The 13634-nt window shown below is 72.4% G+C and carries 8 protein-coding genes; 3 read left to right on the top strand and 5 right to left on the bottom strand.

Going from position 1 to position 13634, the window contains the following annotated elements; all coding sequences use genetic code 11:
• The first annotated feature begins 86 nt into the window (after positions 1–86).
• The 3 genes from J2S58_RS15315 to J2S58_RS15305 all read left to right on the top strand — a co-directional run bounded on the left by J2S58_RS15315 (position 87) and on the right by J2S58_RS15305 (position 5616).
• A complete protein-coding gene (locus J2S58_RS15315; protein WP_205256572.1) occupies positions 87–2402 on the top strand; it encodes an EAL domain-containing protein in 2316 nt (771 codons plus the stop codon).
• Positions 2403–3027: 625 nt separating this feature from the next.
• A complete protein-coding gene (locus J2S58_RS15310; RefSeq protein ID WP_205256573.1) occupies positions 3028–3729 on the top strand; it encodes a hypothetical protein in 702 nt (233 codons plus the stop codon).
• A gap of 45 nt (positions 3730–3774) precedes the next feature.
• Positions 3775–5616, top strand: coding sequence for a LamG-like jellyroll fold domain-containing protein (locus J2S58_RS15305; RefSeq protein WP_205256574.1), 1842 nt, complete (start codon positions 3775–3777; stop codon positions 5614–5616).
• 16 nt (positions 5617–5632) lie between these two features.
• On the opposite strand, the gene J2S58_RS15300 is transcribed toward J2S58_RS15305, so the two are convergent.
• The 5 genes from J2S58_RS15300 to J2S58_RS15280 are packed head-to-tail and all read right to left on the bottom strand — an operon-like array spanning position 5633 to position 13145.
• Positions 5633–6832: a VWA domain-containing protein gene (locus J2S58_RS15300; protein WP_205256575.1), complete on the bottom strand. Its 1200-nt coding sequence runs from the start codon at positions 6830–6832 to the stop codon at positions 5633–5635.
• Positions 6829–9162 carry a DUF5682 family protein gene (locus J2S58_RS15295; protein WP_370881838.1) on the bottom strand — a complete coding sequence of 778 codons (2334 nt, stop codon included), beginning with the start codon at positions 9160–9162 and terminating at the stop codon, positions 6829–6831. Before J2S58_RS15295 ends, J2S58_RS15300 begins: the two co-directional genes overlap by 4 nt.
• A 31-nt stretch (positions 9163–9193) precedes the next feature.
• The gene (locus J2S58_RS15290; RefSeq protein WP_205256593.1) at positions 9194–10297 is read right to left on the bottom strand and encodes an AAA family ATPase; all 1104 of its coding nucleotides are present in this window, start codon (positions 10295–10297) and stop codon (positions 9194–9196) included.
• An 8-nt stretch (positions 10298–10305) separates the two neighbouring features.
• Positions 10306–11826, bottom strand: coding sequence for a DUF5691 domain-containing protein (locus tag J2S58_RS15285; RefSeq protein WP_205256577.1), 1521 nt, complete (start codon positions 11824–11826; stop codon positions 10306–10308).
• Positions 11823–13145, bottom strand: coding sequence for an SWIM zinc finger family protein (locus J2S58_RS15280; protein ID WP_205256578.1), 1323 nt, complete (start codon positions 13143–13145; stop codon positions 11823–11825). Before J2S58_RS15280 ends, J2S58_RS15285 begins: the two co-directional genes overlap by 4 nt.
• Positions 13146–13634 lie beyond the last annotated feature (489 nt).

Below are 13634 nucleotides of genomic sequence, written 5' to 3'. Positions count from 1 at the left end.
TTCCCGACCGGCACACCACATATCGCGCCAATTCCTTTCGGCGGCACGACACACGCACCCCACGGCCCTACCATCCGTCAGTGCCCATGAGCTACGAGTCACGCAGAAGCCGCTCTGCGCAGCACTATCTCGCTCAGGGCTCGTCGACGGCGAAGCTGGAGACTCTGCTGACGTTGATCTCGCAAACCATGGGTTTTCCCGAGGTGCGGGTGAACATCGTGGACCACGAGAAGCAGCACACCATTGCCGCGGTGGGTACCGGACGCCCCTCGTCCGTGGCGCGGTCGCAGACGTTCTGCGACGAGGTGGTCCGGTCGGGGCGGGCGGTGGCGGTGGGTGAAGCCGCGCGGGATCCGCGCTTCGCGGACTTCACCGCAGTGGCGGACGGGGAGATCGGGTCCTACGTCGGCGTGCCGCTCGTCGGTCGGGAATCCATGGTCGTCGGTGCGGTGTGCGTCCTGGATCCCGCACGACGCGAGATCGGCCCGGACCTGGTGGGACGGCTCACCCAGTTCGGCAGCGTCGTCGAGGATCAGCTGGATCTCCTGCGCCGGTTGCGGGAGGGCCGCCTGGACGGGGCGCCGGCCACCGACGAGATCGCCCGGGCCATCCGGGACGGGGAGATCGTCCCCTGGTACCAACCGGTGGTGGACCTGACGACCGGGGCCGTCCGGGGTCTCGAGGCCCTGGCCCGATGGGAGGACCCGGCTCGCGGGGTGGTGGATCCCCTGGAGTTCGTCCCGCTGGCCGAGAACAGCGACCTGATCATGATGCTCGATCTGGCCGTGATGCGCCGGGCCCTGCGCGAGTTCGCGCCCTGGCAGCGTCAGCTTCCCGATCTCCGTCTGCAGGTCAACCTGTCCGGGCGCCATCTGACCGACCGCGACAGCGCCGCCACCGTCCACGAGGTCGTCCTCGACGCCGGGATCAGCCCCACGTCGGTCGACCTGGAACTCACCGAGACGGCCCAGATCGACGTCCGGGGCGGTGACGCCCACGCCCTGGTGCAACGGATGCGGCACAACGGGTTCCAGGTGTGGCTCGACGACTTCGGAACCGGCTGGTCGTCGTTCGAACATCTGGTGTCTCTCTCGGTGGACGGCATCAAGATCGACCGGGCGGTCGCCGTCGCACTGGGCACGCCGGTCGGGAACGCGCTCGTCTCCGCCGTCACCGGTCTGGCGTCGGCCATGAAGCTGCACACCACGATCGAGGGCATCGAGACCCGGGAGCAGGCGGACCAGGCCCGTGCCCTCGGATGCGATCACGGCCAGGGGTTCCTCTGGGCCGCCCCGGCGCCGGCGCCGTCCACCGCCCGCCTGCTGACCGCAACGCTCCCCGTCACGGACCCGCTCCCCCGGGCCCCGGCCCGCAGGCCCCTGCCGCCGCCGACTCGGTCCGACCCGCAGACCGGATCCCCCGACGACCACGCCGGGAGGCCGCCGTCCGGCACCGACGAGTCCCTCGCCACGGTGCCGGTGCAGTTGTCCCCACCGGACCACGGCCCGCTCTGGTCGGTCGGCGGGCTGGCGTCAGCGGCCCTGGACGCACTGCCCGACGCCACCGCCGTGCTGGACCATCGGGGACGGATCGTCGCCGTCAACCACACCTGGCGCATGTTCGCCCTGGACCACGGCGAACCGGACAGCGACAGCGGGGTGGGGGTCGACTACCTGGACGTCTGCGCCCGATCGGCCCGCGCCGGATGTGTGGACGCCGCCGAGGTGGCCGTCCGCCTGCGGGCCGTGCTGAGCGGCCGGTGCGTCGAGCAGGAGTACGAGTACCCGTGTCCCACACCGGGGGTCGAGCGCTGGTTCCTCGCCCGGATCAGCGCCCTGGCGGGCCCGGTCCGCGGGGCGGTGATCTCCCATGTCAACACCACCCGCCGTCGACGCGCGGAGGCCGAGCTCGAACACGCCGCCTCGCACGACCCGCTGACCGGTCTGGCGAACCGGGCCCTGTTCCACCGCCGGCTGACCGCCGCGCTGCGGACCCGCACGCGGACGACCAGGCATGTCGCGAGCAGCGGTGTCCTGTACATCGACCTCGACGGGTTCAAGCCGGTGAACGACATCTTCGGGCACGGCGCCGGCGACGAGGTGCTGGCCATGGTCGCGCACCGACTGCGTCGAGCGGTTCGTCCCGGGGACACCGTCGCGCGCCTGGGCGGTGACGAGTTCGCCGTCCTGGCAACGGGTGTCGACCTCCCGGGGCTCGAGGCCCTCGCCTCCCGCGTGGAGCAGTCGCTGACCGAACCGCACATCGTCCACGGACGCACGGTGACCGTGCCGGCCAGTATGGGGGCCCATCTCGCGCATGCCGGGGACAACCCGGACCGAGTGATCGATGCCGCCGACCGGCTCATGTACGCCGCCAAACGTGGGCGCAGCCTGACCGGATAGCCGGGGCGGCTCGCGGGCCGGCCCCCCAGGAGCGCGGGGCCGATGCCGTCGTCGGTTCGGTCGGTCCCGTTCAGGCCCCGATGAACCCCGACTTTGTGTTCCGCCCCCCGGTCGGAATACGACGAATCGCGCCAACGCGACGATTCGCGCCATTCACTCACGACGATTCGCGCCACTTCACGGATACCCATTGGGTTGCGTCCACCACAGGTCCCGGTCGGAAGAGGATCGGAATGTCATCTGAACCGGATCCCCTCCCCCCGACCGGGGGCACGTGACCATGAGTGACACCCGATAGTGCCTCGTTCACAGAGGGTCTCGGGTTCTGATGAGTGATTCGTGACGGCCGGGAGCCCGGTTTGCCGGACCGGGCGCATCTTTTGGGTATCACCTCATCACCGCACGTGAGTATTGCAAGATCAAGACATTCTTCCGCTCCATATATCCGGCTCGGGAGAGGGATCGGACCGCAGACCCGTGGACAGAACTCCTGGTACCGCTCACATTGGTCATGGGTGAGGAGATGCAGTGCGCCCTTTCCCCTCGTCACGTCGCGCCGCCCGTCGAGGCGATGCGCCGGTGATGTCGATCGTTCTCCACCACCTCCCCCTCCGAAAGGTTTCCCGTGCCCGACTCACCCTCCGCTGCATCCGATCCGATCCCCCCGACGCGCCGCCGTCGCAGGTCCTCGCTCCTGATCGTCGCCGGTCTCCTGAGCGCCGTCGTCCTGTCGCTGTCCATGACGAACACGTTCTCCGCGTTCACCGCGGCGATCACCAACACGGTCAACACCGCGGCCACCGGCACCCTGATCCTGCAGGAGACCAGCGGCGCGACGGTCTGCAACAGCAACGACAGCACCGGCGCCAACTCCGCCAACACCATCAACACCAACGCGGCCACCTGCGCCACCATCAACAAGTACGGCGGATCGACCACGATGGTGCCGTCGGCCTCGAACACCACCCCGACCAACGTGGTGACCACCAACATCGCGTTCCGCAACACCGGAACCGCGGCCGCCGCGAGCTTCACCCTGACCCCGGGTGTGTGCGCGCAGACCAACAACGGGGCGATCAACGGCAGCGCGACGGACTTCTGCGCCAAGCTCCGGGTGTCCATCACGTCCGGCGCGACCGTCGTCTACACCGGAACCGCGGCGGCGCTGACCGCCCCGATCGTCATTCCGGCCTCGCTGATCCCGGCTCCCGCTCCCGGCGGCGCCGCGGTCCCGTTCGTGGTGTCGGTGTTCGTCGACGCCACGGCCGGCAACACCTACCAGGGTCTGAGCGCCTCGCAGACGCTGCTGTGGACCTTGAGCTCCTGATCCGCACCACCGTCGTCCGCTGATCGAGAACGGGAGATCGTCGTCGTGAGCTCAGGTGACGCGCCGGTGGCCGTGTCGCTGGAGGACCTCCTGCAGACGCCGGAGGCGCAGGACTCACGGCCGGTCGACCGGGGCGGGCGATCGATCTCCCCGTGGGCGAGGACGGCGGCCGGCGCGGCCGTCGTCCTCGCCCTGCTGGCGGCGGCGCTCTGGTGGACGACCGGTGGTCGCTGGCAGACGGTGGCGACGCCGTCGATGGGTGAGGCCGCTCCGGTCGGCACCCTGGTGCTGACCCGGCCGGTGACGACCGGCGAGGTCGAGGTCGGCGACATCGTCACCTTCCGCTCGCCGGCCACCGCGGGTCGGATCTACACCCACCGGGTGGTCGAGATCGATGCTGCCGGCGGTCTGCACACCCGCGGCGACATCAACGGTGCCGAGGACCCGTCGATCCTGCACACCGACGACCTGATCGGCCGGGTCGTCGCCCGCTGGTGGGGCGTCGGATGGCTGCTGAAGGCGCTTCCCGTCCTGGTGATCGGCGGCCTGCTGCTGTGGGTCCTGCCGCGGCGCTGGGCCCTGCCGGACCGCCGGGCGGCGATCCGGATCCTGGGTGCGTCCATCCTGGTGTCCGGGTGCGCGGCGATCCTCAAGCCGTTCGTCAACTTCCTGGTGATGGTCACCGTGCCGGCCCAGGACGGCACGGAGCTGACCCTGGTCTCGACCGGCCTGTTGCCCATCCGGATCTCGGCCACCGGGGGCGATCACCTGGATCTCGTCGACGGCGGCATCGGTGCGCTGACCGCTTCCGGGGAGCCTGGAGCGAACGGGTACGAGCTCACCTCCGCCGTCCACCTCACCCTGGCGTGGTGGGTCGCGCTGATCTTCATCTGGTCCGTCCCGCTCCTGGTGGCCCTCGTGCTGTCCCGGGAGTCCCGCCGTCCGGAGGCGCCCGATGACGACCCACCGGGCGGGCCGGTCGACAGCGGAACGACGGGGGGTCCGCTCGCGGTTCCGGCTCACCACCGACGCTCGTCGAGCCGTCGTTCCCAGAAGCTCATCGCCGTGCTGGCCCTGTCAGCGGCATTCGCTGCCGCCGTGGTCCCGCCGACGCAGAGCGCGTTCGCCGCACGGGTCACGAACCCGACGAACTCTGCGGCGTCCAATCCCTACTTCACCTGTCTGGCGGCCGCGACCTCACCGCAGGGCCCGTCTTTCTTCGCCTTTCCGCTGTCGGAGACCCTCCTGCTGGGCGCGGCCGACGTCTCAGGCAACGGGCGCAACGGCACCTATGCCACCCTCGGTGCCTGGTCGACCACCACCTCCCGGCCGTGCCCGCGCGACACCTCCATCAGTGCCGTGGTGTCCGGCGGGACGGCCTCCTCGACGAACTACATCGCCAGCACGGCGTCGCTCGTCAACCCCACGGTCTTCAGCGTGGAGATCTGGTTCCAGACCGGCGCCACCATCGGCGGGCGGCTCATCGGCTTCAGCGACGCCAACAACCAGCTGCTGATCTCCAGCCTGTACGACCGGCACATCTACATGTCCACCACCGGCCAGCTGTACTTCGGAGTCTTCCCCAACGCGTTCAAGCTGATCTCCAGCCCCGGGTCGTACGCGGACGGCCAGTGGCATCAGGTCGTCGGCACGCTCGGGCCGACGGGGCAGCGGCTCTACGTCGACGGCGCCCTGGTCGCCAGCGACCCCACGACCACCACCGCGCAGGTCTTCACCGGTGCCTGGCGGGTGGGCTACGACAATCTGGCCACCTGGCCGAACGCGCCTGCCGGCTACAACTTCCGGGGCGCGCTCGCGTGGGCGTCGGTGTACACCACCCAGCTCTCGGCGACCCTGGTGCAGCAGCACTACGCAGCCGGGCGGTGAGCCGGGAGCCCATCCCTCACTCCGCCTCCGCGCGGAACCGGTGCGCCCAGGCGGCCAGGTCGCCGCGCTGGACGGCGCAGGCCAGCAGGTCGGGGAAGGCGTCCGGGGTGCAGGCGAAGGCGGGGACGCCGATGGCCTCCAGGGCGGCGGCGTGGTCCCGGTCGTAGGACGGGGCACCGGAGTCGGACAGGGCGAGCAGCGCGATCACCTGCACCCCGGCCTGGCTCATCGCGTTCATCCGCCGCACCAGCTCACCCTTGATGCCGCCCTCGTACAGGTCGGAGACGAGCACGAAGATGGTGTCGGTGGGGTCGTCGATCAGGTCCTGGCAGTAGGCGACCGCGGCGTTGATGTCGGTGCCGCCGCCGAGTTGGGTGCCGAAGAGCACCTCGACCGGGTCGTGCAGCTGATCGGTGAGGTCGACGACCACCGTGTCGAAGACGACCAGCGACGTGCGCAGGGCCGGCAGCGCCGCCATCACCGCCCCGAAGATCGAGGCGTAGACGACGGACTCGGCCATGGACCCGGACTGGTCGATCGCGACCACCACCGACCGCTGCACCGAGTTCTGCCGCCGGCCGTACCCCACGAGCCGCTCGGGCACGACGGTGTGGTGCTCGGGCAGCCAGTGCTGCAGGTTCGCCGAGATGGTGCGGTTCCAGTCGATGTCGGCCTGCCGGCGGGGACGCCGGACCCGCGCGGAGCGGTTCAGCGCGCCCTGCACCGCCGTCCGGGTCCGGTCGGCGATGCGCCGCTCGATCTCCCGGACCACCGAGGCGACCACGGCACGCGCGGTGGCGCGGGAGCGCTCGGGGAGCAGCCCGCTCATCGAGATCAGCGTGGCCACCAGCTCAACGTCGGGTTCGACCGCGTCGAGGAGCTCGGGTTCCAGCAGCAGCTGCTGCAGGTTCAGCCGCTCGACGGCGTCCCGCTGCACGACCTGCACGACGGTGGACGGGAAGTAGCTGCGGATGTCGCCCAGCCAGGCGACCACCCGCGGCGCCGATCGGCCGAGACCGGCACTGCGCCCCCCGCCGCCCCCACCGGAGCCCGTTCCCGTGCCAGGGCCTTCGCTGTTGTAGACCGCGGCCAGCGCGGCGTCCATCCGACGGTCGTCCGCGGACAGCTCCACCCCGTCGGCGGTGGACGACTGGTCGGATCCGCCGATGAGCAGCCGCCAGCGACGCAGGCGTGCGGCCTCCAGTTCCTCGCTCATGACGCTCCCCGCAGCAGCAGCCGAGCGGTGGCCAGGACGGCGTGCGCCCGGCCGAGGTCGAGATCCCCTGTGTCTCCCTGGGCCGCGGCTCGCCCGCTGCCGGACAGGGACCCCACGGCGCGCAGCAGGTTGCCGCGCTCGGCGGGCGCGAACGAGCCGAAACTGCGCCGCAGCAACGGCACCACGTCCAGGAACTCCCCGTCGGCCAGGCTGCGGACCCAGCGGTCCAGCACGGCCAGCAACTCGTCGTCGTGGATCAGCAGCAAGGCGCCGCCGGCGACGAAACCCTCCACCCAGGCAGCCTTCTCGACCGGGAGACTCCCGACGGACAGGGCGGCGTGCAGGCGGTCGGCCGCCTGCGCCCGGGTGATCGTCCCGACGTCCATGAGCATGCGGACGATCCGTCCGCCCAGCAGCGGCGGCAGGTCCCGCCGGCCGGAGGCGCGTTGCAGGGCGTCGTACCAGCCGTCCCGGGCTGGGCCCTCCGGCAGCAGCGGGACGACATCGTGGGTGCGGTCCAGTGCGCCGAGCACGGCGCGGGCCGCGTCGTCGTCCAGACCGCCCAGCGCGGACGGCAGCCCGGCGCAGATGCGGACGAGGACGCCCTGCGCGACACCGGCGATCGCGGTGACGTCGGTGCCGCGCACGGTCCCGTAGCGCTGTGCCCGGACCAGCTCGGGCAGCGCGGCCAGGAGTGCGGCGATGTCCGCCGAGCCGGCCGCGAACCGGTCCAGGGCGGCCAGCAAGCCGTCGAGCACGTCGGGGAGATCGGCCGCGATGCAGTCGGCGATGGCCGCGGTGCAGGCGGCGAGGCTATCCACCCGGTCGACCAGCCGGCCGGCGGCGGCCGCAGCCACGGTGGTCCCCCACATCGACGCGACGACGAGCCGGACGGTGAGCTCGGGACGCCAGCTGAGTGTCCAGCCCTCCTTGAAGGTGCCCGTCCCGGCGACGGCGAGGGGGACGGCCCACGGGACGTCGAGGATGCGCAGCCGCCAGAACAGCCGGGACTTGCCCAGGTCATTGCGTTGCCGCAGGTCCAGCACGACCTCCTTGGGGGTGGGGTCGTACCGCAGCCGCAGCGATTTCACCGTGGCCCGCAGGTCGGCCTCGAGCGGCACCATCGGCGCGGAGTCCGGGACCCGCCCCAGCTCCTCCCCCACCACGGCGTCCCGCAGAACGAACCCGACGGCGGCCTCGTTCCCCTCGCAGAGCACCGCCCGGGTCGCATCGACCACCTCGGAGAGCCCCGGCTCGGCCCGGTCACGCAGCTGGGCCAGGGATCGCGCCAGCCGCACGGCCTCGATGACGTGCGCGGTCGAGGTCGGCAGGTCGTGGGCGCGCAGCACCCCGGCGGACCGGGTCATCCACCGTTCCAGCCCGTGCTCCCCGGCGGTGAACAGGTGCCGGTACCAGCCGGGCGAGTCGACGCCGGCGCCGTAGCCGGAGGACAGCGCGAGGCGGGAGTGGGTCCAGGGCACCCAGGTCGCGGTCACCTTGGCCGTCGGCAGCCCCCGCAGCAGGGCGGTGTCGGACGTGGCCGACGGAAGCTTGCCGGTCAGGGCGGGAGCGTGCCAGGCCCCGCAGATCACCGCGATCCGCTGCGCCCCGGTCTTCATCGCGGAACGGAGCGACCGGCGCATGTGCGCCTCGCGTTGCAGGGTGCGCGGGTCGGTCTCCGGCTGGTCGTCGCGGACGGCGGTCATCGCCTCGGTGATGGCCTCGAAGGCACTGAAGGGGTCGATTGCTGAGCTGAGCGCGGGGTCCGACCCCGGCTGCTGGGTCGGGTCCAGGTCGGTGCCGGAGTCTGCCGGTGCACGGTGTCCCCGCGACTCGACGACGTCCTCCCACCAGCGTTCCGGGTCGTCGTACCCGGCGACCTCCGCGAGCACGGCGATCGGGTCGGTGTGCACCGGCCCACCTGATCGGCGTTCCTCGCTGTCGTCGCCGGCCAGCATGGTCGCGGCGGGCAGATCCATGAACGTGACGGGCACCCCGCGGCGGGCGCCCCAGGTGAGCGCCTGCCATTCCGGCGAGAACACGGCGAACGGCCAGAACGCGGCCGCCGCGGGGCGGTCGTTCCGGTAGACGAGCAGCGCGACCGGCGGCACCAGATCGGGGTCGCCGGCCAGGCCCACCAGAGAGTCCGCCTCGGGCGGGCCCTCGACGAGGATGCGGTCGGGCTGCAGCCGGTCCAGCGCGGCCCGCACCGCGCGCGCCGAACCGGGCCCGTGGTGGCGCACCCCCAGCACCTGGACCGTCGGGGACGGTCGGGCGGCCGTGGTCGTGGTCGCCGGGCCGCTCGTGCTCACTGAGCCGGTCGTGGTCATCGGGTGGGCCGGGCGCATCGGGCCGGGCCGGTCATCCGGTGACCTCCCGGCACGCCCGGTAGAAGTCCCTCCACTCCTCGCGCGGGCGCACCGCGGCCTCGAGGTACTCCGTCCACGCGATGCGGTCGGCCACCGGGTCCTTGACGACGGCGCCGACGATGCCTCCGGCGACGTCCGCGGCCCGGAGGATCCCGTCACCGAAGTGGGCGGCCAGGGCCAACCCACCGATGACGACCGAGATCGCCTCCGCCGTCGACAGACTCCCGCTCGGCACCTTCAGCGAGGTCCGCCCGTCCTCGGTGGCGCCCGTCCGCAGCTCGCGGAACACGGTGACCACCCGGCGGATCTCGGCGACGGCGTCGGTCGCGGACGGGAGGTCCAGCGACCCGCCCAGGTCGGCGACCCGGCCGGCGACGATGCGCACCTCCTCCTCCACCCCGGCGGGCAGCGGCAGGACGACGGTGTTGAACCGGCGCCGGAGCGCCGCGGACAGTTCGTTGACCCCGCGGTCGCGGTCGTTGGCCGTGGCGATGACGTTGAACCCGGGTCGGGCCTGCACCTCGGTGCCGAGTTCCGGGACGGGGAGGGACTTCTCGCTCAGCACGGTGATCAGTGCGTCCTGCACGTCGGACGGGATCCGGGTGAGCTCCTCGACCCGGGCGATCGCCCCGGTGCGCATGGCCGTCATGATCGGCGACGGGACCAGAGCGCCCTCCGTCGGGCCTTCGGCGAGCAGCCGCGCGTAGTTCCAGCCGTAGCGGATCGTCTCCTCCGCCGTCCCGGCGGTGCCCTGGATCAGCAGCGTGGAGGAGCCGCTGATGGCGGCCGAGAGATGTTCGGAGACCCAGGACTTCGCGGTCCCCGGCACCCCCAGCAGGAGCAGGGCGCGGTCGGTGGCGATGGTGGCCACGGCCACCTCGATGAGGCGCCGGGAGCCGACGTACTTGGGGGTGATCAGGTGTTCGCCGACCGTCCCGCCCAGCAGGTAGGTGACGACGGCCCACGGCGAGAGCAGCCAGTTCGCCGGGCGGGGTCGGTCGTCGGTCGCGCGCAGGGCCGCCAGTTCCCCGGCGAACTGCTGCTCGGCGTGCGGTCGCAGGACCTCGACGTCGGGCGGCGATGCGGGGGCGTCGATCGGTTCGGTCACCGGGCTCCTCGGGTGGCGCTGGGGTCGGGCGGGGTCTCGTTCAGGGCTGGGGCCAGGGCTTCGTGCAGGACGGACCGCAGGGTGAGCAGGTTGAGGGCCACGCTCGCGCGAGTGGTCAGGGTCGGGGCCTGGTCACCGGTCGCTGTGGCGATCATGCCCCGGGCGATCTCGGCCACCGCACGGCAGTCGGCGGGCGCGGTGGCCGTCGCCCACAGCTCCCACAGGCCGCGCGGCGCCGGCACTCCGGACGCTCCGCCGGTGGGCAGCCAGGCGGTGAGGCGGGTGATCGCCGCGAACGTCCAGGGCAGCGGCAGGGCGGCCGCCGCGACCGCCACCTGGTCGGGGCGGACCTGCGGCGAGCGCAGCAGCCGGTCGAGCTGCCCGGCGGCGTCGGCCGGGGCCAGCAGCGACCACAGCTCGGCGTCGATCACGGGCGCCAACCTGGGGTCACGGCCCTCGGCGGACGCCGTGAGCAGGGCGTCGGCGAGTCCGGGGTGCCGGAAGGTGAGGGCCGCCCGACGGAACGCCGGGCGCAGGGGGCGCAGCTCCTCGGTCCGCCGGGTGATCAGCGCCAGCACGTCGCCCCCGAGGAGGCGCGTCCACTCGGCCGGATCGATGCGGGCGAACACCGCTCCGGCGAGATCCGCCTCGCCCAGGGGCCAGCCCGCCAGGTCGCCCGCCGCGGGGGTCTCGACGGTGACGACGGTGCGGAGCAGCAGCCGGTGGATCCGGACCGTCCGGGCCGCCACCGCTTCGAGGTCGCCCCGCAGCTGTGAGGCGGGCAGGAGCGTGAGCAGATCCAGCGCCGCCGTCACCACCGCCCGGCTCCGGTCGCCGACGGCGGTCATCAGGAAGATCTCGTCCGCCGGTCCGAGTCGCTCACGCAGGACGGCCAGCAGCTCGGCCCGGTGGGCGGCGCTCTCCCGGGAGAGCCCGGCCGCGAGCACCTCCCGCGCTTCGTCGGGGTCGATCCGCCGCAGGGCGCGGAGCCAGGCGGTCCGTTCGGCGAGGGTGCCGTGCTCCCACACGGTGCGGTCGCGCGGGTCCGGCTGTTGCGGCGGCGCCCACCGCGGGTTCTTGGACATCAGGAGTCGGCCGATCGAACCGGCCACCGGCCGGGTGGCGGCGACCACCTCCGGCCTCCGGTCGTCCAGCAGGCCGGGGACCAGTTCGGGCGGGAGGCGCAGGCCGGCCCGGTCGATCAGGGTGAAGGCCTCGACGAGCAGCGGCGCTTGGCCGGTCACCCGGTCGACCACCTGGGCCACCACCGTGGGGACGACGGGACGGTCGTCGGCGGCCGGGAGCACAGACAACACCGTCGGTGCCTTGGACGCAGCGGCCACCGGGGGGAGGGTGCGGGCGGCCAGGGCCGAGAGGGCGGCGGCGTCCAGCAGGGCGAACGCGGGTTCGGCGGGCAGCGGGTCGGGGCGCAGATCGACGGGGAGGGCAGCGAGATCGACGGAGCGGTGGGCGGTTCCCACCGTCGCGGCGGTGACCAGGTCGGTCCGGGTGGTCACAGGCCCACCAGGTGGCCGTCGGTGTGCACGGCGGCCGGCCGGAAGCCTCGCGTGCTCCATTCACCGGAGAGGTCGACCACGCTGCCGGCGGTCCGCGCCAGCAGCCGCCACAGGTCGGCCTCGGTCCCGACGACGGTCACGGCCTGCCCGGTGGTGTCGGTGAGGGTCCAGCACCGGTCGTCCACGTCGATCCGCCCGCGGAGCAGGGCGGGGATGTCCTGCTGCCAGGGGTCGGCGGCGAGGGCGGCCGCCCACTCGTCGGCGGCCCCGGCGACGGTGCTGCCCACGGGCCACCAGTCAACGAGCGGGACGGCGTCGGCGTGGCCGGTGCCGACGGCGGCGCGCAGCCCGGCCCGGCCGGGGTAGAAGTGCAGGTCGGCGTCGAGGACGGTGCCGGGTAGTAATGAAGTATCCGGGCCGGCCCCGCCGGCCGCGAAGAACAGCACCTGCGCCCATCGCTCGGACGTGCTGCCGCGCAACCACACTCGGCGGGTGGAGACGGTCTCGGTGTCCAGATCGCGGAACGAGACCACCGTCCAGCAGTCCCGGACGGGCGGAGCGGTGAGCACCTCGGCCCGAGGAATGGTGAACCCGATGTGGTCGCGGACGGTGGCCAGGAGATCGGCAGGCAGCTCGGCGCGCCGGGTCCAGCCGCTGATGAGCAGGTGGATCAGGGCCAGCTCGTCCAGCAGCCGGCCGGGCCACCCGTGCCCGGAGGCGATGACCTCGGCCAACCGGCGTAGCCACGACGCGACCCCGGGGGCCTGCGCATCGACCATCCGGGCCGCCATGCCCTCCGACCAGCGATAGGGATCCTGGGCGACCCGGGCCAGCCCGCCGGCGACCTGGTCGGCGAGCCACCGGTCGAGCTCGGCGAGCCCGTCGTCGACACGCCGCACCCGCTCCGCAGCGCGAGCCGCGGCCGCCACACGCTGCGCCTCGGTCTGCTCAGCAGGCGTCCTCAGTCCCGGTTCGTCGCCGTCCGGGGCGGATCGGCCGCGTTCGCCGAACTCCCGCGCCCGCGGGTCGGGCTCGCCTGACTCCCCGATCCGGTCCTCGGCCCACAGGTAGAGCAGGGCCACCGCGTGCTTGCAGGGGAACTTCCGCGACGGGCACGAACACTGGTAGCGCCGACCGGCGGTGTCCACCGTGACCCGGTACGGCGTCGTCCCCGACCCCTGGCACTCCCCCCACAGCAGACCGTCGGAATGCCCGATGTCCCGCCACGGGCCGGGCTGGGCCAGGCGCCGACCGGCGACCTGGGACGTGGAGTCCGGGGCAGCCGCCATCACCTGCTCGACGGTCCAGCGCTCCCCCATGCGAGCCACCCTAGGGCGGGGTACCGACGGTCGGTCGGCGATGGGGGAAAGGTCGATCACGCCACGGGATCGCCCGCCGGAACGAACGATGCCCGGCTCCTGAGGAGCCGGGCATCGTCGAGAACTGGTGCGCACGGAAGGATTCGAACCCCCAACCTTCTGATCCGTAGACACGAGGAGGGGGTGTCAACACGGTTCGCTCGAGGTGGCTCCGGACTCATATGCGCTGGTCAGCGTGCTGCAGCGTGTCGGCATGGTCCGGCTGAATATGACGGTTGCCGAAAGCTCTGTGACCGATCGGTGACCAGTCAGGGTCGCCTGGTGGTCACCTGGGGACGTCTACCGCTCAGGCCGCTGGCCCCCGGTTTGCAACCGCTGCCCAACCGACAACCCTGCCCGATAACGACATATTATCTTGCGTATGGGGCTGAAGCAGGATAAGCGCGCTTAACCTGCACATCCCCCATGGCTACCCCTCTGAGCGCCGGC

Source organism: Nakamurella flavida (assembly GCF_030811475.1).
Taxonomy (GTDB): domain Bacteria; phylum Actinomycetota; class Actinomycetes; order Mycobacteriales; family Nakamurellaceae; genus Nakamurella; species Nakamurella flavida.
The sequence above is the reverse complement of the archived record's forward strand: the minus strand, read 5'-3'. Positions and strand labels throughout refer to the sequence as shown.